Annotated in this window: 22 protein-coding genes; 13 read left to right on the top strand and 9 right to left on the bottom strand. The window is 73.3% G+C overall.

Annotated features, from left to right (window positions below; translation table 11 throughout):
• Nucleotides 1-57: 57 nt before the first annotated feature.
• Both meaB and ACWGSR_RS28685 read right to left on the bottom strand, forming a co-directional pair.
• Nucleotides 58-1,014, bottom strand: coding sequence for a methylmalonyl Co-A mutase-associated GTPase MeaB (gene meaB / locus ACWGSR_RS28680; RefSeq protein WP_376236867.1), 957 nt, complete (start codon nucleotides 1,012-1,014; stop codon nucleotides 58-60).
• Nucleotides 1,015-1,038: 24 nt separating this feature from the next.
• Nucleotides 1,039-2,241, bottom strand: coding sequence for an acetyl-CoA C-acetyltransferase (locus ACWGSR_RS28685; protein ID WP_376236870.1), 1,203 nt, complete (start codon nucleotides 2,239-2,241; stop codon nucleotides 1,039-1,041).
• A gap of 137 nt (nucleotides 2,242-2,378) precedes the next feature.
• On the opposite strand from ACWGSR_RS28685, the gene mce reads away from it, so the two are divergent.
• The 7 genes from mce (at nucleotide 2,379) to ACWGSR_RS28720 (ending at nucleotide 12,383) form a co-directional block, all read left to right on the top strand.
• On the top strand, nucleotides 2,379-2,831 hold the full coding sequence (gene mce, locus ACWGSR_RS28690) for a methylmalonyl-CoA epimerase (RefSeq protein ID WP_366371980.1): 453 nt from the start codon (nucleotides 2,379-2,381) through the stop codon (nucleotides 2,829-2,831).
• A gap of 223 nt (nucleotides 2,832-3,054) precedes the next feature.
• Nucleotides 3,055-7,389, top strand: a complete 4,335-nt coding sequence (gene scy / locus ACWGSR_RS28695; protein WP_453570340.1) for a polarized growth protein Scy — start codon at nucleotides 3,055-3,057, stop codon at nucleotides 7,387-7,389.
• A gap of 114 nt (nucleotides 7,390-7,503) precedes the next feature.
• Nucleotides 7,504-8,439 carry a coiled-coil domain-containing protein gene (locus tag ACWGSR_RS28700; RefSeq protein WP_366371977.1) on the top strand — a complete coding sequence of 312 codons (936 nt, stop codon included), beginning with the start codon at nucleotides 7,504-7,506 and terminating at the stop codon, nucleotides 8,437-8,439.
• Nucleotides 8,440-8,527: 88 nt separating this feature from the next.
• Nucleotides 8,528-9,496 carry an ABC transporter ATP-binding protein gene (locus ACWGSR_RS28705; RefSeq protein WP_376236877.1) on the top strand — a complete coding sequence of 323 codons (969 nt, stop codon included), beginning with the start codon at nucleotides 8,528-8,530 and terminating at the stop codon, nucleotides 9,494-9,496.
• A 3-nt stretch (nucleotides 9,497-9,499) separates the two neighbouring features.
• Nucleotides 9,500-10,279: an ABC transporter permease gene (locus tag ACWGSR_RS28710; RefSeq protein ID WP_453570344.1), complete on the top strand. Its 780-nt coding sequence runs from the start codon at nucleotides 9,500-9,502 to the stop codon at nucleotides 10,277-10,279.
• Nucleotides 10,280-10,401: 122 nt separating this feature from the next.
• Nucleotides 10,402-11,550, top strand: a complete 1,149-nt coding sequence (locus ACWGSR_RS28715; RefSeq protein ID WP_376236883.1) for an ATP-binding cassette domain-containing protein — start codon at nucleotides 10,402-10,404, stop codon at nucleotides 11,548-11,550.
• Nucleotides 11,547-12,383, top strand: a complete 837-nt coding sequence (locus tag ACWGSR_RS28720; RefSeq protein ID WP_453570348.1) for an ABC transporter permease subunit — start codon at nucleotides 11,547-11,549, stop codon at nucleotides 12,381-12,383. The genes ACWGSR_RS28715 and ACWGSR_RS28720 overlap by 4 nt, the downstream gene beginning before the upstream one ends.
• 11 nt (nucleotides 12,384-12,394) lie before the next feature.
• On the opposite strand, the gene ACWGSR_RS28725 is transcribed toward ACWGSR_RS28720, so the two are convergent.
• Complete coding sequence (locus ACWGSR_RS28725) at nucleotides 12,395-12,721, bottom strand: ATP/GTP-binding protein (RefSeq protein WP_376236889.1); 327 nt, start codon at nucleotides 12,719-12,721, stop codon at nucleotides 12,395-12,397.
• Between the two features lie 199 nt (nucleotides 12,722-12,920).
• Here ACWGSR_RS28725 and ACWGSR_RS28730 point away from each other — a divergent pair, with 199 nt between their 5' ends.
• On the top strand, nucleotides 12,921-13,955 hold the full coding sequence (locus ACWGSR_RS28730; RefSeq protein WP_453570352.1) for an LLM class flavin-dependent oxidoreductase: 1,035 nt from the start codon (nucleotides 12,921-12,923) through the stop codon (nucleotides 13,953-13,955).
• 162 nt (nucleotides 13,956-14,117) lie between these two features.
• On the opposite strand, the gene ACWGSR_RS28735 is transcribed toward ACWGSR_RS28730, so the two are convergent.
• The gene (locus ACWGSR_RS28735; RefSeq protein ID WP_030218823.1) at nucleotides 14,118-14,510 is read right to left on the bottom strand and encodes an SCO5389 family protein; all 393 of its coding nucleotides are present in this window, start codon (nucleotides 14,508-14,510) and stop codon (nucleotides 14,118-14,120) included.
• Between the two features lie 249 nt (nucleotides 14,511-14,759).
• Here ACWGSR_RS28735 and nucS point away from each other — a divergent pair, with 249 nt between their 5' ends.
• Nucleotides 14,760-15,431 carry an endonuclease NucS gene (gene nucS, locus ACWGSR_RS28740; RefSeq protein WP_376236894.1) on the top strand — a complete coding sequence of 224 codons (672 nt, stop codon included), beginning with the start codon at nucleotides 14,760-14,762 and terminating at the stop codon, nucleotides 15,429-15,431.
• A gap of 82 nt (nucleotides 15,432-15,513) precedes the next feature.
• On the opposite strand, the gene ACWGSR_RS28745 is transcribed toward nucS, so the two are convergent.
• The 3 genes from ACWGSR_RS28745 to ACWGSR_RS28755 all read right to left on the bottom strand — a co-directional run bounded on the left by ACWGSR_RS28745 (nucleotide 15,514) and on the right by ACWGSR_RS28755 (nucleotide 19,725).
• On the bottom strand, nucleotides 15,514-18,156 hold the full coding sequence (locus ACWGSR_RS28745) for an ATP-binding protein (protein ID WP_453570355.1): 2,643 nt from the start codon (nucleotides 18,154-18,156) through the stop codon (nucleotides 15,514-15,516).
• A 217-nt stretch (nucleotides 18,157-18,373) separates the two neighbouring features.
• Nucleotides 18,374-18,697: an STAS domain-containing protein gene (locus tag ACWGSR_RS28750; RefSeq protein ID WP_030210572.1), complete on the bottom strand. Its 324-nt coding sequence runs from the start codon at nucleotides 18,695-18,697 to the stop codon at nucleotides 18,374-18,376.
• 179 nt (nucleotides 18,698-18,876) lie between these two features.
• Complete coding sequence (locus tag ACWGSR_RS28755) at nucleotides 18,877-19,725, bottom strand: 3-hydroxyacyl-CoA dehydrogenase family protein (RefSeq protein WP_453570705.1); 849 nt, start codon at nucleotides 19,723-19,725, stop codon at nucleotides 18,877-18,879.
• A 220-nt stretch (nucleotides 19,726-19,945) separates the two neighbouring features.
• Here ACWGSR_RS28755 and ACWGSR_RS28760 point away from each other — a divergent pair, with 220 nt between their 5' ends.
• The gene (locus ACWGSR_RS28760; RefSeq protein WP_366371960.1) at nucleotides 19,946-20,518 is read left to right on the top strand and encodes a cob(I)yrinic acid a,c-diamide adenosyltransferase; all 573 of its coding nucleotides are present in this window, start codon (nucleotides 19,946-19,948) and stop codon (nucleotides 20,516-20,518) included.
• On the opposite strand, the gene ACWGSR_RS28765 is transcribed toward ACWGSR_RS28760, so the two are convergent.
• Complete coding sequence (locus tag ACWGSR_RS28765) at nucleotides 20,435-21,094, bottom strand: hypothetical protein (protein ID WP_453570358.1); 660 nt, start codon at nucleotides 21,092-21,094, stop codon at nucleotides 20,435-20,437. The genes ACWGSR_RS28760 and ACWGSR_RS28765 overlap by 84 nt on opposite strands.
• 188 nt (nucleotides 21,095-21,282) lie before the next feature.
• Between ACWGSR_RS28765 and ACWGSR_RS28770 the strand changes: the two genes are divergently transcribed.
• The 3 genes from ACWGSR_RS28770 to ACWGSR_RS28780 all read left to right on the top strand — a co-directional run bounded on the left by ACWGSR_RS28770 (nucleotide 21,283) and on the right by ACWGSR_RS28780 (nucleotide 25,095).
• The gene (locus ACWGSR_RS28770) at nucleotides 21,283-22,479 is read left to right on the top strand and encodes a sensor histidine kinase (protein WP_453570361.1); all 1,197 of its coding nucleotides are present in this window, start codon (nucleotides 21,283-21,285) and stop codon (nucleotides 22,477-22,479) included.
• Nucleotides 22,476-23,129 carry a response regulator gene (locus tag ACWGSR_RS28775; RefSeq protein WP_453570364.1) on the top strand — a complete coding sequence of 218 codons (654 nt, stop codon included), beginning with the start codon at nucleotides 22,476-22,478 and terminating at the stop codon, nucleotides 23,127-23,129. Before ACWGSR_RS28770 ends, ACWGSR_RS28775 begins: the two co-directional genes overlap by 4 nt.
• Before the next feature lie 118 nt (nucleotides 23,130-23,247).
• On the top strand, nucleotides 23,248-25,095 hold the full coding sequence (locus ACWGSR_RS28780) for a glycosyl hydrolase family 18 protein (RefSeq protein ID WP_453570367.1): 1,848 nt from the start codon (nucleotides 23,248-23,250) through the stop codon (nucleotides 25,093-25,095).
• A 69-nt stretch (nucleotides 25,096-25,164) separates the two neighbouring features.
• Here the strand turns inward: ACWGSR_RS28780 and ACWGSR_RS28785 are convergent, their stop codons facing one another.
• Nucleotides 25,165-25,611, bottom strand: a complete 447-nt coding sequence (locus ACWGSR_RS28785; RefSeq protein ID WP_366371956.1) for a DUF2550 domain-containing protein — start codon at nucleotides 25,609-25,611, stop codon at nucleotides 25,165-25,167.
• Between the last annotated feature and the right edge of the window lie 37 nt (nucleotides 25,612-25,648).

Raw genomic sequence — 25,648 nt, forward strand, 5'->3', positions numbered from 1 at the left:
GTATAAGAGACAGGGCCTCCCCGGTGATCCGGGGAGGCCCTCTCGCGTACGTGCCGCTCAGTTGCCCGTCAGCTCCGCCACCAGCTCGTCGGCGGCCGCGTACGGGTCGAGGCCGCCCGCCGTGATCCGCTCCGCGAGCGCGTCCAGGCGCCGGTCGCCGCGCAGGTCCCCGATCCGCTCGCGCAGGGCCGTGACCGCGATGGTCTCGACCTCGCGCGACGCCCGGGTCCTGCGGCGCTCCGCCAGGACCCCGTGCTCCTCCATCCAGGCGCGGTGCTTCTCCAGGGCCTCCACGACCTCGTCGACGCCCTCGCCGCGCGCCGCGACCGTCTTCACGATCGGCGGCCGCCAGTCGCCCGGACCGCGCGACTCCCCGAGGCCGAGCATGTGGTTGAGCTCGCGGGCGGTGGCGTCCGCGCCGTCCCGGTCGGCCTTGTTCACCACGTACACGTCGCCGATCTCCAGGATGCCCGCCTTCGCGGCCTGGATCCCGTCGCCCATGCCCGGCGCGAGCAGGACCACCGAGGTGTCGGCCTGGGAGGCGATCTCGACCTCCGACTGCCCGACGCCGACGGTCTCCACGAGGATCACCTCGCAGCCGGCCGCGTCCAGGACGCGGATGGCCTGCGGGGCGGACCAGGCGAGGCCGCCCAGGTGCCCCCGGGTGGCCATGGAGCGGATGTAGACGCCCGGGTCGGAGGCGTGGTCCGACATCCGGACCCGGTCGCCGAGCAGCGCTCCCCCGCTGAACGGGGAGGACGGGTCGACGGCCAGGACGCCGACCCGCTTCCCCGCCCGGCGGTAGGCGGTGACGAGCGCGGACGTCGAGGTGGACTTGCCGACGCCGGGCGAGCCGGTCAGGCCCACCACGTACGCGCCGCCGGTGAGCGGCGCGAGCGCCGCCATCACCTCACGGAGCTGCGGGGACGCCCCCTCCACCAGCGAGATCAGCCGGGCCACGGCCCGGGGCCTGCCCTCGCGCGCCTGGGCGACGAGTGCGGGGACGTCCACCATGTGCAGAGCTCCTTGCCTCGGTGCTTACTTGCCGGCCACGCGGACGATCAGGGCGTCGCCCTGGCCGCCGCCGCCGCACAGGGCCGCCGCGCCGACGCCGCCGCCGCGCCGCTTGAGCTCCAGGGCGAGGTGGAGCACGACCCGGGCGCCGGACATGCCGATGGGGTGGCCGAGGGCGATGGCGCCGCCGTTGACGTTCACCTTGTCGGAGGTGACGCCGAGGTCCTTCATCGACTGGACGAGGACCGCGGCGAAGGCCTCGTTGATCTCGATCAGATCGAGGTCGTCGACGCTCAGGCCCTCCTTCTTCAGGGCGTGCAGGATCGCGTTGGCCGGCTGCGACTGGAGGGAGTTGTCCGGACCGGCCACGTTGCCGTGGGCGCCGATCTCGGCGATCCACTCCAGGCCCAGCTCCTCGGCCTTGGCCTTGCTCATCACGACGACGGCGGCGGCGCCGTCGGAGATCTGCGAGGAGGTGCCGGCGGTGATCGTGCCGTCCTTGGCGAAGGCGGGACGGAGCTTGCCGAGGGTCTCGGTGGTGGTCTCGGGGCGGACGCCCTCGTCCTTGGCGAAGATCACCGGGTCGCCCTTGCGCTGCGGGATCTCGACCGGGGTGATCTCGGCCTCGAAGAGGCCGTTCTTCTGGGCGGCGGCGGCGCGCTGGTGCGACAGGGCGCCGATCTCGTCCTGCGCGGGGCGCTCGATGCCCAGGCGGGTGTTGTGCCGCTCGGTGGACTCGCCCATGGCCACGGCGTCGAAGGAGTCGGTGAGGCCGTCGTACGCCATGGAGTCGAGCATCTCGATCGCGCCGTACTTGTAGCCCTCGCGGGACTTCGGGAGCAGGTGCGGGGCGTTGGTCATCGACTCCTGGCCGCCGGCGACGACCACGTCGAACTCGCCGGCGCGGATGAGCTGGTCGGCGAGGGCGATGGCGTCGAGCCCGGAGAGACACACCTTGTTGATGGTGAGGGCCGGGACGTTCATCGGGATGCCGGCCTTGACGGCGGCCTGGCGGGCGGGGATCTGACCGGCGCCCGCCTGCAGCACCTGGCCCATGATCACGTACTGCACCTGGTCGCCGCCGATGCCGGCCCGGTCGAGGGCGGCCTTGATGGCGAAGCCGCCGAGGTCGGCGCCCGAGAAGGACTTGAGCGAACCGAGCAGGCGACCCATGGGCGTACGGGCGCCCGCGACGATCACTGAGGTGGTACCGGTCGTTCCAGACATGAGGCACGGCCCCTAGGGATGAGAAGTGAACGAGGGTTTACCGCCAATGTACTGAGGGGTCCGGCACCCGGTCATCGGCGCGACGGTGTGACGGCGCGCACGTTGCGTAACCGCCCCTTCGGGGATGCACTGGACCCATGCTGACGCGAATCGACCACATCGGGATCGCCTGTTTCAACCTCGACGCGACCGTCGAGTTCTACCGCGCGACCTACGGCTTCGAGGTCTTCCACACCGAGGTCAACGAGGAGCAGGGCGTCCGCGAGGCCATGCTCAAGATCAACGGGACCTCGGACGGCGGCGCCTCCTACCTCCAGCTCCTGGAGCCGACCCGGGAGGACTCGGCGGTGGGCAAGTGGCTCGCCAAGAACGGCGAGGGCGTGCACCACATCGCCTTCGGCACCGCCGACGTCGACGGGGACGCCGAGGCCATCCGCGGCAAGGGCGTCCGGGTCCTCTACGACGAGCCGCGGACCGGCTCCATGGGCTCCCGGATCACCTTCCTGCACCCCAAGGACTGCCACGGCGTCCTCACGGAACTGGTCACCTCGGCGAAGCCGTCGGCTGACCACTCCTCAGCGGAGCACTGACCTCCGGATTCCCGGCCCGGTAGAGTGGGCGGCTCCGGGCCGGGGCCGGTCGGGGCCGCTCCGCGTGGCACCCAAGTCGGGATGTCGGGGTCGTCCGATCTGCCACGATTCCCCGGGGGCCCGTCCCCGGCCGAGGGGGCGGCGCTCGTTGAGTGTCGCGACCAGGGTTGGGGTCTTCCCTGCTCGAACGCGTTGAGAGCTCGGGGAAGGATGGGACCGCGCAGTGCGGGGCTACGAACGCCAGGAGAGCCACCGAGCTGAAGACGACCATCTCGCCCGGTTCGAAGCCGAGATGGACCGGCTGAAGACCGAGCGGGAGAAGGCCGTCCAGCACGCCGAGGACCTCGGTTACCAGGTCGAGGTCTTGCGCGCCAAGCTCCACGAGGCGCGCCGCACCATCGCGTCCCGGCCCGCGTACGACAGCGCCGACATCGGCTACCAGGCCGAGCAGATGCTGCGGAACGCGCAGGCGCAGGCCGAGCAGCTCCGCCAGGACGCCGAGCGCGAGCTGCGCGAGGCCCGCGCCCAGACCCAGCGCATCCTCCAGGAGCACGCCGAGCACCAGGCCCGGCTCCAGGCCGAGCTGCACAACGAGGCCGTCCAGCGCCGTCAGCAGCTGGACCAGGAGCTGAACGAGCGCCGCCAGACCGTCGAGGCGCACGTCAACGAGAACGTCGCCTGGGCCGAGCAGCTGCGCGCCCGTACGGAGTCCCAGGCCCGCCGGCTGCTGGAGGAGTCCCGCGCGGAGGCCGAGCAGGCGCTCGCCACCGCCCGCGCCGAGGCCAACCGGCTCGCCGAGGAGACCAGCCGCCGCGTCGGCGCCGACGCCGAGGCCGCCCGTGCCGAGGCCGAGGCGATCCTGCTGCGCGCCCGCAAGGACGCCGAGCGGCTCCTCGCCAACGCCGCGGGCCAGGCCCAGGAGGCCACCAGCCACGCCGAGCAGCTCCGCTCCTCCACCGCGGCCGAGACCGACCAGGCCCGCCGCCAGGCCACCGAGCTGTCCCGCGCCGCCGAGCAGCGGATGCAGGAGGCCGAGGAGAGGCTGCGGACCGCCCGTACCGAGGCCGAGAGGGCGCTCACCGAGGCCAAGGAGGCCGCCGCCCGGCAGCTCTCCTCCGCCGAGTCGGTCAACGAGCAGCGCACCCGTACGGCCAAGGCGGAGATCGCCCGGCTCGTCGGCGAGGCCACCAAGGAGGCCGAGAACCTCAAGGCCGACGCCGAGGAGAAGCTGCGCGAAGCGACCGCCGAGGCGGAGAAGCTGGTCGCGGAGGCCTCCGACAAGGCCCGTACGGCCGCCGCCGAGGACTCCGCCGCCGCGCTCGCCAAGGCCGCCCGCAGCGCCGAGGAGATCCTCACCAAGGCGTCCGAGGACGCCCGGGAGACCACCCGCAAGGCCGCCGAGGAGGCCGAGCGGGTCCGCCGGGAGGCCGAGACCGAGGCCGACCGGCTGCGCGCCCAGGCCGAGGAGCAGGCGGACGAGCTGCTCGGTTCGGCGAAGGACGACACCAAGGAGTACCGCGCCAAGACCGTCGAGCTCCAGGAGGAGGCGCGGCGGCTGCGCGGCGAGGCCGAGCAGCTGCGCGGCGAGGCCATCGACGAGGGCGAGCGGATCCGCGGCGAGGCGCGCCGCGAGGCCCTCCAGCAGATCGAGGAGGCGGCCGGGACCGCCGAGGAGCTGCTGTCCAAGGCCCGTACGGACGCCGAGGAACTGCGGACGAAGGCCGGCGCGGAGAGCGAGCGGGTCAAGTCCGAGGCGATGGAGCGCGCCCAGACGCTCCGGGCCCAGGCCGAGGAGACCCTGGAGCGCACCCGCGCCGAGGCCGAGCGGCTGCGCGCCGAGGCCGAGGAGCAGGCCGAGTCGGTGCGGACCGCGGCCGAGACGGCGGCGGCGGGGCTGCGCGCGGACGCCGAGCGGGCCGCCGAGGCCCGGCGCGCGGAGGCCGCCGAGGAGCTGACCCGGCTGCACACCGAGGCCGGGGCGAAGGTCGCGGCCGCCGGGGAGGAGCTCACCGACGCGCGCGCCGAGGGCGAGCGGATCCGGCGCGAGGCCGCCGAGGAGACGGAGCGGCTGCGGACCGAGGCCGCCGAGCGCATCCGCGTCCTGCGGGAGCAGGCCGAGCAGGAGGCCGAGCGGCTGCGGATCGAGGCGGCGGCGGACGCGGGCGCCGCGCGCGCCGAGGCCGAGGCCGTGGCCGTACGGCTGCGCACGGAGGCGTCCGACGAGGCCGAGCGGCTGCGGTCGGAGGCCCAGGAGACCGCCGACCGGGTGCGGGCGGAGGCCGCGGCCGCCGCCGAGCGGGTGGCCGCCGAGGCCGCCGAGGCGCTGGCCGCCGCGCAGGAGGAGGCCGTACGGCGCCGCCGGGAGGCCGAGGAGACCCTGGAGTCGGCGCGTTCCGAGGCCGGCCGGGAGCGCGAGCTGGCCCGGGAGCAGTCCGAGGAGCTGCTCGCGGCGGCCCGCAAGCGGGTCGAGGACGCCCAGACCGAGGCGCAGCGCCTGGTCGAGGAGGCGGACGCGCGGGCGACCGAGATGGTCGCGGCGGCCGAGCAGACCGCCCAGGAGGTGCGGGACTCGGTGGCCGGTCTGCGCGAGCAGGCCGAGGAGGAGATCGCCGGGCTGCGGTCGGCGGCCGAGCACGCCGCCGAGCGGACGCGCACCGAGGCGCAGGAGGAGGCGGACCGGGTCCGCGCCGACGCGTACGAGGAGCGGGAGCGGGCGACCGAGGACGCGGCCAGCGTCCGGGCGCGGGCCCAGGAGGAGTCCGAGGCCGCGAAGGCGCTGGCCGAGCGGACGGTCACGGACGCGCTCGCCGAGTCGGAGAAGCTGCGGGCGGACACCGCCGAGTACGCGCAGCGGGTGCGGACCGAGGTGACGGACTCGCTCGCCTCGGCCGAGCAGGACGCGGCCCGTACGCGGGCGGACGCCCGGGACGACGCGAACCGGATCCGTTCGGAGGCCGCGGAGCAGGCCGAGACGGTGGTCGGCGAGGCGCGGACCGAGGCGGACCGGCTCACCGCCGAGGCGGTCGAGCTCATGGAGACGACCGAGCAGGACGCCCGGCGCATCCGTACCGAGGCCGAGCAGGTCAAGGCGGACGGCGAGGCGCACGCGGAGGCGCTGCGGGCGGCCGCGCTCGCGGACGGTGAGCAGGTCCTCGACGAGGCCCGCAAGGCCGCCGACAAGCGCCGCGCCGACGCGGCCGAGCAGGCCGACGCCCTCATCGCCGAGGCCACGAGCGAGGCCGAGCGCCTCACCCGCGAGGCCGCCGAACTGGCCGAGCGGGTCACGTCCGGGGCGACGGCCGAGGCCGACCGGCTCACCGCCGAGGCGGTCGAGCTCATGGAGACGACCGAGCAGGACGCCCGGCGCATCCGCGCCGAGGCCGAGCAGGTCAGGATCGACGGCGAGGCGCACGCCCAGGCGCTGCGGGCCGCGGCCCTCGCGGACGGTGAGCAGGTCCTCGACGAGGCCCGCAAGGCCGCCGACAAGCGCCGCAGCGACGCGGCCGAGCAGGCCGACGCCCTCATCGCCGAGGCCACGAGCGAGGCCGAGCGCCTCACCCGCGAGGCAGCCGAACTGGCCGAGTCGGTCGTGGCGGAGGCGCGCGCCGGGGCGGAGGCGACGACGGGTGCCGCGCGGCGGGACGCCGAGGAGGTCCGTGCCGGGTCGGAGCGGCTGAAGGCGGACGCCGAGGCGGCGGCCGAGCGGATGCGCTCGGAGGCCCGCGAGGAGGCGGACCGGGTCCTCGACGAGGCGCGGGAGGCCGGGGCCAAGAAGCGTTCGGACGCGGCCGAGCAGGCGGACCAGCTCATCGACAAGGCCCGGGAGGAGGCGCTGCGCGCCACCACGGAGGCCGAGTCGCAGGCGGACCTGATGGTGGGCGCGGCCCGCAAGGAGGCCGAGCGGATCGTCGCCGAGGCGACCGTCGAGGGCAACTCGCTGGTGGAGAAGGCCCGTACGGACGCGGACGAGCTCCTGGTCGGGGCGCGCAGCGACGCGACGGCCATAAGGGAGCGGGCCGAGGAGCTGCGGGGCCGGATCGAGGGCGAGATCGAGGAGCTGCACGACCGGGCGCGGCGCGAGACGGCCGAGCAGATGAAGACGGCCGGCGAGCGGGTCGACAAGCTGGTGAAGGCGGCGACGGAGCAGCGCGCCGAGGCCGAGGAGAAGGCGAAGGAGCTGGTCTCCGACGCGAGTTCGGAGGCGAGCAAGGTCCGGATCGCGGCGGTGCGGAAGGCCGACGGGCTCCTCAAGGAGGCCGAGCAGAAGAAGGCGTCGCTCGTCGCGGAGGCCGAGGCCATCAAGGCGGAGGCCCAGCGGATCAGGGCCGAGGCGGAGGCCGAGGCCGCGGAGACGATCGCGGAGGGCAAGCGCGAGCTGGAGGTGCTGGTGCGCCGGCGCAAGGACATCAACGCCGAGATCTCGCGTGTCCAGGACGTGCTGGAGGCGTTGGAGTCCTTCGAGGCGCCGGGGGGCGCGAAGTCGGCCGGGGGGATCGGCACCAGGGCGGGGGCTTCGGCCGGTTCCACCCGTACGAGTGGCAAGTCCCAGGACGGCTAGCCACTCAAAAGGCTGGACATTCTCCAGACCAAACAGGCATACGCTCGATGACACGCCGCTTCGGCCCCTAGGATTCCCTCTAACACCTCACCGGTCTCATTCGACAGGAACCCCATGAGCGACACTTCCTCCCCCTTCGGCTTCGAGCTCGTGCGGCGCGGTTACGACCGCGGTCAGGTGGACGACCGCATTACCAAGCTCGTGGCCGACCGCGACAGTGCTCTTTCACGCATCACCTCTTTGGAGAAGCGCATCGAGGAGCTCCACCTCGAAACGCAGAACGCCCAGGCACAGGTCACCGACGCCGAGCCGTCGTACGCGGGGCTCGGCGCCCGGGTCGAGAAGATCCTCCGGCTCGCCGAGGAGGAGGCGAAGGACCTGCGCGAGGAGGCCCGTCGCGCCGCCGAGCAGCACCGCGAGCTGGCCGAGTCGGCCGCCCAGCAGGTGCGCAACGACGCGGAGACGTTCGCGTCGGACCGCAAGGCCAAGGCCGAGGACGAGGGTGTCCGGATCGTCGAGAAGGCGCAGGGCGAGGCCAACTCGCTGCGCGCCGAGGCGCAGAAGGACGCGCAGTCGAAGCGCGAGGAGGCGGACGCCCTCTTCGAGGAGACCCGCGCCAAGGCCGCCCAGGCCGCCGCGGACTTCGAGACCAACCTGGCGAAGCGCCGCGAGCAGTCGGAGCGGGACCTGGCCTCGCGCCAGGCGAAGGCCGAGAAGCGCCTGGCCGAGATCGAGCACCGGGCCGAGCAGCTCCGCCTGGAGGCCGAGAAGCTGCGTACGGACGCGGAGCGCCGGGCCCGCCAGACGGTGGAGACCGCGCAGCGCCAGGCCGAGGACATCGTGGCCGACGCGAACGCCAAGGCCGACCGCATCCGCAGCGAATCGGAGCGCGAGCTGGCGGCCCTGACGAACCGCCGGGACTCCATCAACGCGCAGCTGACCAACGTCCGCGAGATGCTGGCGACGCTGACCGGTGCCGCGGTGGCGGCGGCCGGCTCCCCGATCGACGACGAGCGCCAGGCCGGCGTCCCGGCCCAGCAGACGCGGTAACGGCACGCCGGACGACGGTCCGACGACGCCCCGGGAACCCCCCGCCACTCCGGTGGCGGGGGGTTTCGCGCGCCCGTAGGTTGGTCGCATGATCGAGCTGGAGGGCCTGACCAAGCGCTACGGGACGAAGACCGCGGTCGACCACCTCTCCTTCCAGGTGCGGCCCGGCGTGGTGACCGGCTTCCTCGGGCCGAACGGGGCGGGCAAGTCGACGACGATGCGGATGATGCTGGACCTGGACAACCCGACGAGCGGGACGGTCCGGATCGACGGGAAGCACTACCGGGAGCTGCACGAGCCCCTGAAGCACATCGGGGCGCTGCTCGACGCCAAGGCGATGCACGGCGGCCGGTCGGCGTACAACAACCTGCTGTGCCTGGCGCAGTCGAACCGCATCCCGCGGAGCCGGGTGGACGAGGTGCTCGGCCTGGTGGGTCTGACGCCGGTCGCGCGGAAGAAGTCGAAGGGTTTCTCCCTCGGCATGGGGCAGCGGCTCGGCATCGCCTCGGCGCTCCTGGGCGATCCCGAGATCCTGATGTTCGACGAACCCGTCAATGGTCTGGACCCCGAGGGAATTCACTGGATCCGCAATCTCATGAAGGCGTTGGCGGCCGAAGGCCGGACGATCTTCGTTTCCAGCCATCTGATGAGCGAAATGGCGCTGACGGCCGATCACCTGATCGTGATCGGACAGGGAAAACTGCTGGCCGACACGTCGATGGCGGATTTCATCCAGCGGAATTCGCGGAGTTATGCGCGGCTGCGTTCGCCGCAGCGGGAGCGGCTGCGGGACGTGCTGCGCGCCCACGGCTTCGTCGTGGTCGAGGCGGGCGGCGACGTCCTGGAGGTGGACGGGGCGACGACCGAGAAGCTGGGCGAGCTGGCGGCGGAGAACGGGATCGTGCTGCACGAGCTGAGCTCCCAGCGCGCCTCGCTCGAAGAGGCCTTCATGCAGATGACGGCGGACACGGTGGAGTACCACGCGCACGGCACCGACGTACACGGCGGCGCACAGGCGCCGGGCCCCCGGTGGGGCACGACCTCCGAGGGAGACTGAACGATGACAGCGGCATCCGCGGTCCTCCAGTCCGAGTGGACCAAGATCCGGACGGTGTCGTCGACCGTCTGGACCCTGGCGAGCGCCCTGCTCGTCACGGCGGGCATGGGGGCGGGCCTGTCCGCGCTCACGGCCGCCAACTTCGACAGCCTGTCCGAGGCCGAGCGGTTCACCTTCGACCCGACCACGGTCAGCTTCTCCGGGATGATCCTGGGCCAGCTGGCGATGGTGGTCTTCGGCGTCCTGGTGGTGGGGACCGAGTACTCCTCCGGCATGATCCGCACCTCGCTGGCGGCCGTGCCCGGGCGGGGGACCTTCCTCTTCTCGAAGGTCGCGGTGGCGGGGGTGCTCGCGCTCCTGGTGAGCCTGGCGACGAGCTTCCTCTCCTTCTTCCTGGGGCAGGCGCTGCTCGGCGAGCACCGGACGACGATCGGCGCGGACAACGTGCTGCGGGCGGTGGTCGGCGGCGGGCTCTACATGGGCCTGATCGCGGTCTTCTCGATGGGGGTGGCGGCGATGCTGCGCTCGTCGGTGCTCTCGCTGGGCATCCTGGTGCCCTTCTTCCTGCTGATCTCGCGGATCCTGATGGCGGTGCCGGGGGCCAAGGAGGTGGCCCGCTACTTCCCGGACCAGGCCGGGTCGAAGATCATGCAGGTGGTGCCGGGCGCCCTGGACTCGGACAAGCCCCCGTACGGCCCGTGGGGCGGGCTCGGGATCATGCTGCTCTGGGTGGCGGCGTCGCTCCTCGGCGGCTACCTGGTGATGAAGGAGCGGGACGCCTGATCCCCCTCTGTTTGGCCGGAACCGTCAACGGCTCGATAAGCTCCTAGCTCATACGGGGGGCTCCGGCCGACGGACGCCGCGCCCCGGCACGGATCCGACCGACCTGTCGATGGGGCTGCAGAATGATCGAGGCAGTCGGCCTGACGAAGCGCTACGGCGCCAAGACGGCCGTGTACGACCTTTCCTTCCGGGTGAGGCCCGGCGTGGTGACCGGCTTCCTGGGGCCCAACGGCTCCGGGAAGTCGACGACGATGCGGATGATCCTGGGGCTCGACCAGCCCTCGGCGGGCCATGTGACGATCGGCGGCCACCCCTTCCGGCAGTTGCCGAACGCACCCCGGCAGGTGGGCGCGCTCCTCGACGCCAAGGCCGTGCACGGCGGCCGGAGCGCGCGCAGCCACCTCCTCTCGCTCGCCCAGCTCGCCGGCATCCCGGCGCAGCGGGTCGACGAGGTCCTCGGCGTGGTCGGCCTCCAGGACGTGGCCAAGCGGCGCTCGAAGGGCTTCTCGCTCGGCATGGGCCAGCGGCTCGGCATCGCGGCGGCGCTCCTCGGCGATCCGCAGGTGCTGCTCTTCGACGAGCCGGTCAACGGTCTGGACCCCGAGGGCATCCTCTGGGTGCGGAACCTGATGAAGAAGCTGGCCGCCGAGGGCCGGACGGTCTTCGTCTCCAGCCACCTCATGAGCGAGATGGCGCTGACGGCGGACCACCTGATCGTGATCGGCCGGGGACAGCTCCTCGCGGACATGAGCGTCAAGGAGTTCATCTCGGCCAACTCCGCCGACTTCGCCCGGGTGCGGACGCCGGGGACCGAGCCGGCGCAGCGGGAGAAGCTGACGGCGGCCCTGACGGAGGCCGGCGGCCAGGTCCTCTCCGAGCCGGACGGGGCGCTGCGGGTGACCGGCCTGCCCCTGCCGAGGATCAGCGACCTGGCGCACGGCGCGGACGTACGGCTCTGGGAGCTGTCCCCGCACCAGGCGTCCCTGGAGGAGGCGTACATGCGCCTGACGCAGGGCGCCGTGGACTACCGCTCCACCGACGACCGGCTCGCCCACCTCCAGCCGCCGCTCCAGCCCGGGCAGCCGGGGTACGGGACGCCGCCGCGGCCGGTGGTCCAGGACGTGCCGCAGCAGGGCTGGTACGCCCCGCCGCCGCCCGGACAGAACCCGTACGCCACGGCGCCGCAGGCTCCCGGCCACGCTCCCGCGCCGGCCCCGTACGCCCCTCCGGCCGCTCCCCGGCCGGGCGACACCACCGAGGACGCCCGATGACCGCCCCCGCACACCCGCAGCACGTCCCGGCGCCGCACGCCTACGTCTCCCCCATCCCGGTCCGCCGGGCGCACCTCGGGGACGCCCTCGCCTCCGAGTGGACGAAGATCCGCTCGGTGCGTTCGACGGTGTGGACGCTCGGCGTCATGATCCTGCTGATGGTGGTCATCGGCCTGGGCGTGGCGGCCATCGCCTCGGCCTCCGAGGCCCCGATGGGGGACGAGAGCGCGCTCGCGTTCGGCTTCTTCGGGATGCTGCCGGCGTCGATCTGCGTGATCACGCTCGGGGTGCTCACGATCGCCTCGGAGTACGGCACGGGCATGATCCGCACGACGCTGACGGCCTGCCCGAGCCGGGCCCGGGTGCTCACGGCGAAGGCGATCGTCTTCTTCCTGCTGGTCTTCACGGTCACCACGGCGGTGGCGACGCTGGTCGCGGTGGCGCAGGTCGGCATGGTGGACGGGGCGGAGCCGTCGGGCGGCGAGTGGCTGCGCGCGACGGTCGGCGCGGGCGCCTACCTGGCCGCGCTCGGTCTGCTGTCGCTGGCGATCGGCACGGTCATCCGGCACTCGGCGGGTGCGATCACGGTGATGATCGGTCTGCTGCTCCTGCCGCTGGTGGCGGCCCTCTTCATGTTCTCCGAGGCGCTGAAGTCGGTGCAGGAGTGGCTGTTCACGTACGCGATCCCCTCGCAGATGATCGCGCTCTACAGCTCGCGGCCGCCGTTCGGCGAGGACGGTCCGGCCGGCTGGGAGCCGCTGCTGATCATGGGGGGCACGGCGGCGGTGGCGCTCGCCGGCGCCTACGCCCTGCTGAACAGCCGGGACGTGTAGGCGGACGCCTTTCAGTACCTCGGCGCGTTGCGGGACCGCTGCACCCGGCTGGTGCGGCGGTCCTTCGCGTTCCAGCAGGCCTTGTGCCAGTGGCGCCGGTCGTCCACTCCCCCGTACTCCGGCCAGGCGACCACGTGCGGGGCACCGGCCGGGATCTCCTGGTCACAGCCGGGGCAGCGGTAGCGCTTGCCGGGTGAGCTGGCCCCGGCGACGAGGCGGACGTACCACTCCTCGCCCTGCCAGCTCTCGGTGCGATGCGCCCCGCCGTACCGGTCGCCGTGATCGCCCTGCGGCTCGGACTGGTCGCGGCCTCGGGCGCGGTTGTGACGCGGGGACACGGGCACACCTCACGGGATCGGGGAACACGGACGGTTCCCTCCAGCCTACGGGCCGCCACGCGGTGCCCCGGGCCCGGTGGGCGGGGGCCCTGCCGAAAATCGCAAGAACTTCATGAACGGCCGTTGCCTTTGGCACGTGTCAGGCGTTGTTGCCAGTGCGAGGGGGAGATTCGCGTCGGCCGCAAGGAGGCACAAGGCGATGCGCGTGGGTACGTTCGTTCTGGCCGCCCAGTTCCCGGGCCAGGGACAGGGAGAGGCGCTGCACCGTGCGGTGCGGACCGCCGAGGTCGCCGAGGAGGCGGGACTCGACTCCGTCTGGCTGGCCGAGCACCACTTCGTGCCGTACGGGGTGTGTCCCTCGGCCGTGACGCTGGCCGCGCTGCTGCTCGGCCGCACCCGGCGGCTGCGGGTCGGCACGGCGGTGAGCGTGCTGCCGACCGTCCACCCGGTCGCCCTGGGCGAGCAGGCGGCGCTGCTGCACCTCACCTCGGGCGGCAGGTTCACCCTCGGGGTGGGCCGGGGCGGGCCGTGGGTCGACCTGGAGGTGTTCGGCGCGGGTCTGGAGGCGTACGAGAAGGGGTTCCCCGAATCGCTCGACCTGCTGCTTCGCTGGCTGACCGAGCCGCGCGTCGGCGCCGGAGGGGAACGGTTCTCCTTCCGGGAGGTGCCGGTGGTGCCCCGGCCGGACGAGCTGATCGGCGGGGAGGCGGCCCCGGAGGTGGTGGTGGCGTGCACCTCGCCGAAGAGCGTGCGGCTGGCCGCCGAGCGCGGCCTCCCGATGCTGCTCGGGATGCACTGCGGCGACGAGGACAAGGCCGAGATGGTCGCGGCCTGGGCGCGCTGGTCGCGGGAGTCCGGGCGGGACCCGGACGAGACCGCGCGGATCGGCTCCCACCACGTGTCGGCGGGGGTGGCCCAGCTCGCGGACCGGCGCGAGGACGCGGCCGAGGCGCTGGTGAAGGCGATGCCCGGCTGGCTGAGGCAGGGGCTCGACGCGCACGTGACCGTGGACGGCCGGCACCGGTCGATGCGGGACCCCGTGGCGTACACGGAGCTGCTGTGCGGACTGCACCCGGTGGGCACGCCCCGGCTCGCGGCGGACCGGCTCGCGGCGACGGCGGAGCGCACGGGCATCACGCGCTTCGCCCTGCTCGCGGAGGGCTCGGGCGACCTCGCGGCGACCGAGGAGAACGTCCGGCGCCTGGGCGCGGAGGTCCTGCCGCTCCTGGTGTGACGCGGCGGGATCCCGGTGGCGGGGCGGCGGGCTTCCCGGTGCGGGGCCGCGCGGTCCCGTCCTCCCGGTGACTGTGCTGCCGCTCCGGCATCCCTTCGCGCCGGTGCGCGTCGACACGCGCCGGCCCCCTTCTCCCGCGACGGGGAGCGGCAGCACCACGACTCAGCAGTCGCGCAGTTCCGGGGACTGGTTGAGCAGCTGCCCCCTGATGGACGTGAAGCGGGCGAGCCGGTCGTCCACCGCCGGGTCCAGCGGGAAGACCGCCACCCGGTGGCAGTTCTGGAAGGCGAGACGCACCCCGAAGTGCCGCTGCAGGGCGCCACGGATGGCGTCGCTCGCGAGTGCGCGCAGCAGCTGACCACGTGCCTGCTCATTCGGCGGCGGCGTCTGGTTGTCGGCGAACTCTCCGCCGTCGACCTTCAGCTGGGCCACCAGAGAACTGATCATCTCCCATGCGTAGGGCAGGGAGGTCCGGACGCAGTCGACGAAGTCGGCTTCGTCGACCTCGCCTCGCTCGGCCTGTTCCAACAGGGCCGGTGAGACGTCGAGCGACATGGGTTCTCCTCTCGCGACCCCGCGGGCGGGGTCTTGCGGGCAGGGCGAAGGCCGGGCCGTGCGCCACGCAGCGTGCACGGACGACGACCTCCAGCTTCCACGGTAAGCGCGCAGTCCTGGCCGCACCAGAAGATGGGGAACACAACCGGCTGATAACCGACGGGTGTTCGGCTCATGAAGATCCCCCTCCGAACTCCGGATGACGCCCGAATCGCGCGGGAGAGCGCCCGTCTTGTAGCGTTGCCGACCATGCGTCTCGTCATTGCCCGCTGTTCCGTCGACTACGCGGGCCGGCTCACCGCCCACCTGCCCTCCGCGCCCCGTCTGATCCTGGTCAAGGCAGACGGCAGCGTCTCCATCCACGCGGACGACCGGGCGTACAAACCGCTCAACTGGATGTCCCCGCCGTGCACCCTGAAGGAGGGTGCCGACGCCGAGGCCGGCGTCTGGACCGTGATCAACAAAGCGGGCGAGAAACTGATCATCACGATGGAGGAGATCCTCCACGACTCCTCGCACGAGCTGGGCGTGGACCCGGGCCTCATCAAGGACGGTGTGGAGGCGCACCTCCAGGAGCTGCTCGCCGACCGCATCGAGACCCTCGGCGCGGGGTACTCCCTGATCCGCCGCGAGTACCCGACCGCGATCGGCCCCGTGGACATCCTGTGCCGCGACTCGGACGGCGCGACGGTCGCGGTGGAGATCAAGCGGCGCGGCGAGATCGACGGCGTCGAGCAGCTCACCCGCTACCTGGAGCTGCTCAACCGCGACCCGCACCTGGCCCCGGTCAGGGGCGTCTTCGCGGCCCAGGAGATCAAGCCGCAGGCGCGGGTCCTCGCGACGGACCGCGGGATCGGCTGCGTGGTCCTCGACTACGACGCCCTGCGCGGCATCGAGGACGACAAGCTGCGCCTGTTCTAGGAGCGGTACGGACGGTACGGGAACGGCCCCGGGTGCGTGGACACGCGCCCGGGGCCGTTCCCGTTCTTCCGTGCGTACGGGGTCAGGCGGGGGTCTCCGTGGCGGGAGGCTCCGTGGCGGTGGAGTCGGCGGGGGCGGGCGCGCTGCCGAGGGAGGCGGAGGCGGAGTTGCTGGGGCTGCCTTCTCCGGCGGGCGGGCTCGTCGTCTCCGTCGTCTCCGTCGGCTCCGGTTCGGTGGTCGGCGGGGTCACGGGCGGCGTCGTCGGAGGGGTCGTCGGCGGCTTCGACGTCGAAGAACTCGGCTTCGGCGACGTCGGCGGGCGGGACGTGGTCGGCCCCGACGTCGGGGACGTGGGCCGCGTCGTCTCCGTCGGGGACGTCGTCGTCGACGGGCCGTCCGAGGAGGAGGGCGAGCCGCCGGTGGCGCCGGGGCTCGTGGAGGAGGACGGCGAGGCGCTGCCGGAGCCGGAGGGGCTCGGGGTGCCGGAGGCGGAGGGCTCGCCCGTCTCCCCCGGTTCGGCGTCCTCGGACGCCTCGTCGGCCTCGGTCTCCTCGTCGGGGGCGCCCTGGGTCGCCGTGCTGTCGGAGGTGACGCGCTGCGGGGCCGGGTCCTCGCCGTTGCCGGAGGTGGCGCCGAGGGTGACGACGGTGCCGAGGACGGCGACGAGGAGCGCGCCCGCGCCGACCGCGACGAGGTTGCGGCGGGCGCCGTCGAGGATGCCGCTCCCGAGGCCGGGGCGGCCGTCGCCCTTGACGGGGACGGGGACGGGGCTCGTGGCGGGCTCCGGGCCCTTGTCGGCGAAGCCGGAGAAGCTGGCGAAGCCGGGAAAGGCGGGGGCCGGGGGCCGTACGGGTCCGCCGGGCAGCGGGGCCGTGGCCGGTTCCGGGGCCGGGCGGACCGGGCGGGCGGCCGGGGTGCCGCGCGGCGGGGAGACGGGCTCCTCGGCGCGGAGGGCGGCCGGGGCGGTGTGCTCCCGGGAGAGGTCGGCGACGAGGGCGAGCGCCCGGCGGCCGGCGACGGTGCCGGGCTTGTCGGCGAGCACGCCGCGCATGCCGATGGAGGCCTCCAGTTCGGCGCGGGCCCGCTCCAGGTTGCCCGCGCAGATCGCGAGGACGCCGAGCTCGTGGTGGAAGTAGGCCTCCTCCGCGACGTCCCCGGTCAGCCGGGCGGCCTCCTGGCCGGCGCGCAGGGCCCGCTCCCAGGCGCCCCAGTGCAGTCCGGCGGCGAAGGCGGGGGCGGCGGCGCGGGCGAGGAGGACGGCGGTGGCCCGCTGCTCGGCGGCGGCTTCGGCGTCGGTGGTGTTGCCGGGGAGGAGGGCGGTGAGCGCGGCGAGCAGGGCGTCGGACTCGACGGCGGCCCGTTCGGGGGTGACGGAGGGGTGGGCGGCCCACCAGGCGTAGTGCTGGGCGGCGGTGTGGGCGCGGTCGGCGGCCCCGGGCTCGTACCCCTGGGCGAGGAGCTGGGTGAGGACCCCGGCGGCGAGCCGGTAGCGGGGGCCGGCCGGGGAGAGCAGGCCGCAGGCCATGAGTTCGCCGAGGGCGGCGTCGGCGTGGGTGTCGCCGACCAGGGCCGGCAGGTGGGCCTGGTGCGGGACCTCGCCGCCGAGGGCGACGGCGAAGCGCAGGGCGGTCTGGGCGGAGCGGCTGAGCCGGGAGGCGAGGAGGGCGGCGGGGGCGGCGCCCTCGCCGAGGCTGGGCAGGGGTATCTCGCGCAGTTCGACGTCGGGGTCGTCGACGCCGTCGAAGGCGGCGGCCGCGGCCTTCGCCGCCGCTTCGGGGTCGGTGGGTCCGAAGGCCTCTTCGAGGGCGCCGAAGGCGTCGAACTCGGCGGGGGTGACGCGCAGCCGGTCGCGCTGGCGGAGCAGGGCGCCGGCCTGGACGAAGCGGAGGGGCAGGCCCTCGGACTCGAACCACAGGTCGCCGGCCCAGTTGGCCTCCTCGTCGGTGAGGGTGCGGCCGACGGCGCTCTCCAGGAGCTTGAGGGCGGCGCCGCGGCCGAGGCCGGCGAGGAGGACCTCCTCCAGGTGGGCGGCGGCCGGGGGCGCGGGGGTGTCCGGGGACGCGGCGAGGAGGAAGGCGCACTCGGGGGCGGCGGCGAGGAGTTCGTCGAGGGCGGCGCCGCCGAACTCCAGGTCGTCGACGACGACCACGGCGCCGACGCCGCGGAGCTGGTCGAGGAGGGCGGGCCGGTCGGGCCGGTGGCCGGGGGCGTGCCGGACGGCGTCGAAGAGCTCGTGGAGGAGTTCGCCGGCGGTGCGGTGGTGGCCGGAGAGGCGGACGACGCCGTCGGGGGCGAGGTCGGCGCAGTCGGCGGCGACCGCGTCGAGGAGGGCGGTGCGGCCGGAGCCGGGGACGCCGAGCAGCCGGGCGGAGCGGCCCCGGCCGAGGATCGCGGCGAGCCGCTCGCGCTCCTCCTGGCGTTCGAGGAGCGGCAGGGCGGGGGCCGCCGGGCCGGGCGGTACGGACGGGGCGGCGGCGCGGGCGGCCTCGGCGCGCTCCTCGGGGGTGCGGGGGCGGGGCGCTTCCGGCGTCTGTCCGGGCGGGCAGGGTTCGATCTCGCTGCCGTCGACGGGGTTGACGGTGAGGAGGAGCTCCCCGGAGACGAGCCGGACGACGCGGGCACGCGCGGGCGTGGGCGCGGGTGCGGGCACGCCGCGGCCCTGGCGGGCCTCCTCGCCCTCGGTGTCGTGACCGTACTCCTCCGACCCAGGATTGATCGGGTCCATGGTCCTAGCCCCCAAGAAGCGGTGTGCGGGCCCGCCGGGTGGGTCGCGTCCTCGTCGGACGGCCGAATGTGCGGACGGCCGAAACCCTAGACCGTGCCGGGACGCCCGGGAACAGTCGGGGTGCTCCCGAGACCAAGACGTCACGGTCTTGTGAGGATGGGGCGTGATGCCCGGTGCGCGCCGCGGGTCCGCTTCGGACCGGCCCCCGGGGCGGGTCTCAGACCCGGGGCAGCGACTCCAGGGCGAGGCCGCCCTCGATGGCGAGGATGCGGTGCAGCCGGGTGGCGACGAGGAGGCGCTGCATCTGGGGCGGCACCCCGCGCAGGACCAGGCGCCGGCCGCAGCGGCCGGCCCGCCGGTGGGCGCCCATGATGACGCCGAGCCCGGTGGCGTCCCAGGAGTCGAGCCCTGTCAGGTCGAGCACCAGGTCGCCGACTCCGTCGTCGACGGCCGAGTGCAGGACCGTACGGGCGTCCGCCGCGCTGCGGACGTCGAGGCGGCCCCCGACGACCAGCTCGACGTGGTCGCCCCTGATGTGCATATGCGCTCCCCGAGAGTGCTCCGTCTTCGCAACAACTGACTGCCGCACCGGCAGAAGCGTTGCGCCTTGTCAGCGATCCGATACCGAAATTCACCCCACGGAGTGAGGGCGGGGTGGTGGGCCGGGTTCCGTACTCGTTCGGTGGGTGCGGAGGCCCCGGCCCGCTCAGTACGTTCCGCTCAGTACGTGTAGTAGCCCTGCCCGCTCTTGCGGCCGATGTCACCCGCGTCCACCATCCGGCGCATCACCTCCGGCGGAGCGAACTTCTCGTCCTGGGACTCGGTGTAGATGTTGTTGGCCGCGTTCACCAGGATGTCGATGCCGGTGAGGTCGGCGGTGGCGAGCGGGCCCATGGCGTGGCCGAAGCCCAGCTTGCAGGCGATGTCGATGTCCTCGGCGGTGGCGACGCCCGACTCCTGGAGCTTGGCGGCCTCGACGACGAGGGCGGCGATGAGCCGGGTGGTGACGAAGCCGGCGACGTCGCGGTTGACGACGATGCAGGTCTTGCCGACGGACTCGGCGAACTCGCGGGCGGCGGCGAGGGTGGCGTCGCTGGTCTTGTAGCCGCGGACGAGCTCGCAGAGCTGCATCATCGGGACCGGGGAGAAGAAGTGGGCGCCGACGACGGCCTCGGGGCGCCCGGTCACCGCGGCGATCTTGGTGATCGGGATCGCGGAGGTGTTGGAGGCGAGGACGGCGCCGTCCTTGGCGACCTTGTCGAGCGAGCGGAAGATCTCGTGCTTGACGTCGAGGTTCTCGAAGACGGCCTCGACGATCACGTCGGCGTCCGCGACGGCCTCCAGCTCGGTGGTGGCGGTGATCCGGCCGAGCGCGGCCTCCGCGTCGGCGGCGTCCAGCTTGCCCTTGGCGACGAAGCGGTCGTACGACGCCTTGATGCCGTCGGTGCCGCGGGTCAGGGCGGCGTCGGTGACGTCACGCAGGACGACGTCCCAGCCCGCCTGTGCCGAGACCTGCGCGATGCCGGACCCCATGAGTCCGGCCCCGATGACGGCGAGCTTCCTGGCCACGATGTTCCACCCCTCCACGCCTGTTCACTTCTGGCTCTCCGGCGGAGATTAGCGGTCCGGAGGCGCCATGTGACCGCTAAGTAATGCGCGTCACGCCCTCTTTGACGGACGTCACACTCACGACAGGCCGTACGGGGTTCCGGGCGGGGGCGCGCGGCGTGCGCCGTGACGGTCGGCACACGCGCGTCACGGGACGCGGGCGGCTGACTACGCTGGCGCCATGGTCAATCTGACGCGCATCTACACCCGTACCGGCGACAAGGGCACCACCGCCCTGGGGGACATGAGCCGGACCGCCAAGACGGATCTGCGGATCTCGGCCTACGCCGACGCCAACGAGGCGAACGCCGTGATCGGTACGGCGATCGCCCTCGGGCAGCTGGACGAGGAGGTCGTGAAGGTCCTCGTCCGCGTCCAGAACGACCTCTTCGACGTCGGCGCGGACCTCTCCACCCCGGTCGTGGAGAACCCGGAGTACCCGCCGCTGCGGGTCGAGCAGACGTACGTGGACAAGCTGGAGGCCGACTGCGACCGCTTCCTGGAGGAGCTGGAGAAGCTGCGCTCCTTCATCCTGCCGGGCGGCACGCCCGGGGCGGCGCTGCTGCACCAGGCGTGCACGGTGGTCCGGCGGGCGGAGCGCTCCACCTGGGCGGCCCTGGAGGTGCACGGCGAGACGATGAACGCCCTGACCGCCACGTACCTCAACCGGCTATCGGACCTGCTCTTCATCCTCGCGCGCACGGCCAACCGGGAGGTCGGGGACGTCCTCTGGGTGCCGGGCGGGGACCGCTGAGGCCTTCTCGGGGGCCTTCTCCGGAGTCTTCTCGGGGGCCTTCTCCGGCGCCTTCTTCGGCCAGATCGCGTAGCTGAGCGCGATCAGGCCGTGGATGCCGGCCGCCCGCCAGGCGACGAGGATCCAGCTCCGCAGGCCGTCGGTGTTCCCGTCGTCGCCGACGTACCAGGCCGCCAGGAGCAGCAGGCCCGAGGCGACGGCGGCGGCGGTCACCGTGCCGAGCCAGACCGCGCCCTCGTGGCGGGCGCGGGCCATGCCGTACCGCGGGGGCTTCACGGGCGGCGGGGCGCCGCCGAAGCGGTGGGCGGCGTGGCCGTCGAGCCACTTCACGGTGCGGTGGCCGTGGCCGACGGTGTAGCCGATGTAGAGCGCGGCGATGCCGTGCCGCCAGTTCGGGTCGGCGCCGTTCTTGAGGTCGATCGCGGTGACGACGAGGAGCAGGACCTCCAGGAGGGGTTCGCAGAGCAGCAGGGCCAGGCCCGTCCGGGGCATCTTCAGCAGGTAGCGGGTGGCGAGGCCGGCGGCCAGCAGGACCCAGAAGCCGACCTCGCAGACGACGATCAGCGTGACGATCACGAGGGTTCCCCTTTCGGTTCCCCCTCAGCGTCCCGCCGGCCCGGGCCGGTTTCGTCGTCGCGGGTGACGAATCCCGTCTACATCCTTCGACGGAGGGCCGGATCGGCCCGGACGAGGAGGTTCCCGCACGCGGGGGCGTGTTGGATGAGTACGTGACGCCCCGCCGCCCCGTGACGCTCCCCCGCCCGGTGAAACTCTCCCGCCCGCACCGCTTCGACCTGCTGATGGGCTTCCTCGGGCTCTCCTGCGGACTGCTCCTGTGGTCCTTCGGGCTCTACACGACGGGCGGCCGCCTCTTCGACCAGCGGTGGGCGGCGCTGGTCCCGCTCGCGGTGATGGCCTCGGCGGAGACGGTGCGCCGGACGATGCCGCAGACGGCGATCGTCGCCGGCACGCTCGCGATCGTCGGCGACCAGTTCACCAACGGGAACCTGGTCACCGTCCTGATGTTCACGGACGTGGTCTACGCGGCCGTCGTGTACGGGAACCCCGCCACCGCCCGCCGGGTCCCCTACACGACCGGGCTGGTCACGGTCGCGGTGACGGTCGGCTTCCTCGTCTGGTGGCAGAACGCGATCGCCCTGCTCGTCGGGGTGCTCACGGGCATGATCTCCTTCATGCCCGCGATGACCGGCGCCGTCGTGCGCAACCACCGGGAGGCGGCGGTCGCCGCGCGGCTGCGGGCCGAACAGACGGCGCTGCTCGCCGAGATGGACCGTACGCAGGCCGTGGTCGCCGAGCGGGCCCGGATGGCGCGCGAGCTGCACGACATGGTGGCGAACCACCTCTCGGCGATCGCGATCCACTCCACGGCGGCGCTCTCCCTCGACGACCCGGGCACCACCCGGCAGGCGCTCACCGTGATCCGGGAGAACAGCGTGGCGGGCCTGTCGGAGATGCGACGGCTCATCGGCATCCTCCGGGACGGCAGCGGGGACGCCGAACCGGCCGCCGCTCCCACCCTCGCCGGCCTGGACGCCCTGGTCGACCAGGCGCGGGCGAACGCCCGGCCGAGCGGTCTCGTCCTCGTCCTGGAGGACGTCCGGGAGAGCGAGGCGGACCTCCCTGCGCCGGTGGAGCTGGCGGCGTACCGGATCGTGCAGGAGTCGCTGACGAACGCGCTGAAGCACGCGGCGCCCGGCGAGGTCCGGGTGGTCCTCGCCCGGGAGCCGGACGCCCTCACGGTCGAGGTGACCAGTCCGTTCGGGGAGCGCCCGGGGCCGACCGCGCCCGGCTCGGGGGCGGGCCTGGTGGGGATGCGGGAGCGGACGGCCCTGCTCGGCGGGGCCTTCGGGGCGGGGCCGGTGACGGACGGCGGGGGAAGGAGACTGTGGCGGGTGCGGGCGGAGCTGCCCGTGGACGCGAGCGACGAGGAGCGGGCATGACGGTGCGGGTGGTGGTCGCCGAGGACCAGAGCGCGGTGCGGGCGGGCCTGGTCCTGATCCTGGGCAGCGCGCCGGACGTCGAGGTGGTCGGGGAGGCGGCCGACGGGGAGCGGGCGGTGGAGCTGGCGCGCGAACTGCGCCCGGACCTGGTCCTGATGGACGTGCAGATGCCCCGGATGGACGGGGTGACGGCGACCGGGATCGTGGTGTCGGAGGGGCTCGCGGACGTGCTCGTGCTGACCACCTTCGACCTGGACGCGTACGTCTTCGGGGCGCTGCGGGCGGGGGCGGCGGGTTTCCTGCTGAAGAACGCGGAGGCCCGGGAGCTGATCGAGGCGGTGCGGACGGTGGCGCGCGGCGAGGGGCTGATCGCCCCGGCGGTGACGCGGCGGCTCATCGCGGAGTTCGCCGCGTCCGGGCGGCCGTCCGCGGCGGAGCGGGGGACGGACCCCGCCGTCCTGGACGCCCTGACGCCCCGGGAGCGGGAGGTCCTCTCGGCGCTCGGCCGGGGCCTGTCGAACGCCGAGATCGCGGTACGGCTCGACATGGCGGAGGCGACGGTGAAGACGCACGTCAGCAAGGTGCTGGGGAAGCTGGAGCTGCGGAGCAGAGTCCAAGCGGCAGTGCTCGCACAGGAGTTGGGGGTGTAGGAGGGGTTACCGACGTTGGTCTGGACCTCTTGACGATTGGTCCAGACCTTCCTACGCTCGCGGGGCGCGCGCATCTTCACGGACCACCCCCACCCCGTCCGCAACTTGAGGAGCACCGTTGAGCACTCAAGCACCGACGCGCAGAGCAGGGTTCAGACACCGGGCCGCTGCCGGTCTGACCGCCCTCGTCCTGCCCCTGGCCGCCATGGTCGGCCTCGCCACCCCCGCCGAAGCGGCCACCTCGGCCACGGCCACCTACACCAAGACCCAGGACTGGGGCTCCGGCTTCGGCGGCAACTGGACCGTCAAGAACACCGGAACCACCACCCTGACCTCCTGGACCGTCGAGTGGGACTACCCCGCCGGCACCGCGGTCACCTCCGCCTGGGACGCCACCGTCACCAGCTCCGGCACCCACTGGACCGCCAAGAACGTCGGCTGGAACGGCACCCTCGCCCCCGGCGCCTCCGTCTCCTTCGGCTACAACGGCACCGGCTCCGGAGCGCCCAGCGGCTGTAAGATCAACGGCGCTCCGTGCGACGGCTCCACCCAGCCGGGCGACAACCCGCCCTCCGCCCCCGGCGCCCCGGTCGCCTCGAACGTCACCAACACCTCGGTCAAGCTCACCTGGACCGCGGCCACCGACGACAAGGGCGTCAAGAACTACGACGTGCTGCGCGGCGGCACGAAGATCGCCACCACCACGGGCCTCACCCACACCGACACGGGCCTGACCGCCGGCACCGACTACAGCTACACGGTCGTCGCCCGCGACACCATCGACCAGACCGGCCCCGCCGCCGGCCCGGTCCCGGTCCGCACCACCGGCGGCCCGGACGTCCCGCCGCCGCCGAACGCGGTCAAGCTGGGCTACTTCACCAACTGGGGCGTCTACGGGCGCAACTACCACGTGAAGAACATCGTGACCTCGGGCTCCGCGTCCAAGATCACCCACATCAACTACGCCTTCGGCAACGTCCAGGGCGGCAAGTGCACCATCGGCGACTCCTACGCCGACTACGACAAGGCGTACACCGCCGACCAGTCGGTCGACGGCGTCGCCGACACCTGGGACCAGCCGCTGCGCGGCAACTTCAACCAGCTCCGCAAGCTGAAGAAGGCGTACCCGAACATCAAGGTCCTGTGGTCCTTCGGCGGCTGGACCTGGTCCGGCGGCTTCGGCCAGGCCGTGCAGAACCCGACCGCCTTCGCCCAGTCCTGCTACGACCTGGTCGAGGACCCGCGCTGGGCCGACGTCTTCGACGGCATCGACCTGGACTGGGAGTACCCCAACGCCTGCGGCCTGACCTGCGACACCAGCGGCCCGGCCTCGTTCAAGAACATGATGCAGGCCATGCGCGCCAAGTTCGGCGCCAACAACCTGGTGACCGCTGCCGTCACGGCCGACGCCTCCTCCGGCGGCAAGATCGACGCCGCCGACTACGGCGGCGCCGCCCCGTACTACGACTGGCTCAACGTCATGACGTACGACTTCTTCGGCGCCTGGGCGACCAAGGGCCCGACGGCCCCGCACTCCCCTCTCACCTCGTACCCCGGCATCCCGCAGGCGGGCTTCAACTCCGCCGAGGCGATCGCCAAGTTCAAGGCGAAGGGCGTCCCGGCCTCCAAGCTGCTGCTCGGCATCGGCTTCTACGGCCGCGGCTGGACAGGCGTCACCCAGTCCGCCCCCGGCGGCACGGCGACGGGCGCGGCTCCCGGCACGTACGAGGCGGGCATCGAGGACTACAAGGTCCTCAAGAACACCTGCCCCGCCACCGGCACGATCGCCGGCACGGCGTACGCCCACTGCGGCACCAACTGGTGGAGCTACGACACCCCGGCCACGGTCACGTCCAAGATGGGCTGGGCCAAGACCCAGGGCCTGGGCGGTGCCTTCTTCTGGGAGTTCAGCGGTGACACCACCAACGGCGAGCTGGTCGGCGCGATCAACAGCGGCCTGAGCTAGCCCGTACGAGAACGAAGAAGCGGGGGACGGCGCAGCACGCCGTCCCCCGCTTCCGTCGTTCCGAAAAGATCAGGCGACGTTGACCCTCTGCCCGGGAGGCGCCGCCTCCAGCCAGGCCATGAAGCCCGTCCGGGCGTCCTCGCTCATCGCGAGCTCCAGGCGGACGCCCTCGTACATACAGGGCTGGATGACCGCGTCCGAGAGCAGCGCGAGCTCCTCCTCGCCCGCCGGCGTCCGGCGCTCCAGGGCCACGATGGAGGAGCGCTCCAGGACCCGGCGCGGACGGGGCGCGTACGAGAAGACGCGGAACCAGGCGATCTCGTCACCGCTGTAGCGGGCGACGCCGTACACCCAGCCCTTGCCGGCCGGATCCGGCTCGTCGGGGACGTTCCAGCGCAGGGAACAGTCGAACGTCCCGCCGGCCTTCTGGATCAGTCTCCGGCGCAAGCCGAAGACGAAGAGCCCGATCACCACCAGTGCGACGACCAGGCCGCACACGAGCAGAGCGAGGAACATCTTCACCGACCTCCTCGCTGCGTCCCGTGACCGGACC

The sequence above is a fragment of the Streptomyces sp. NPDC055632 genome, from assembly GCF_053618675.1.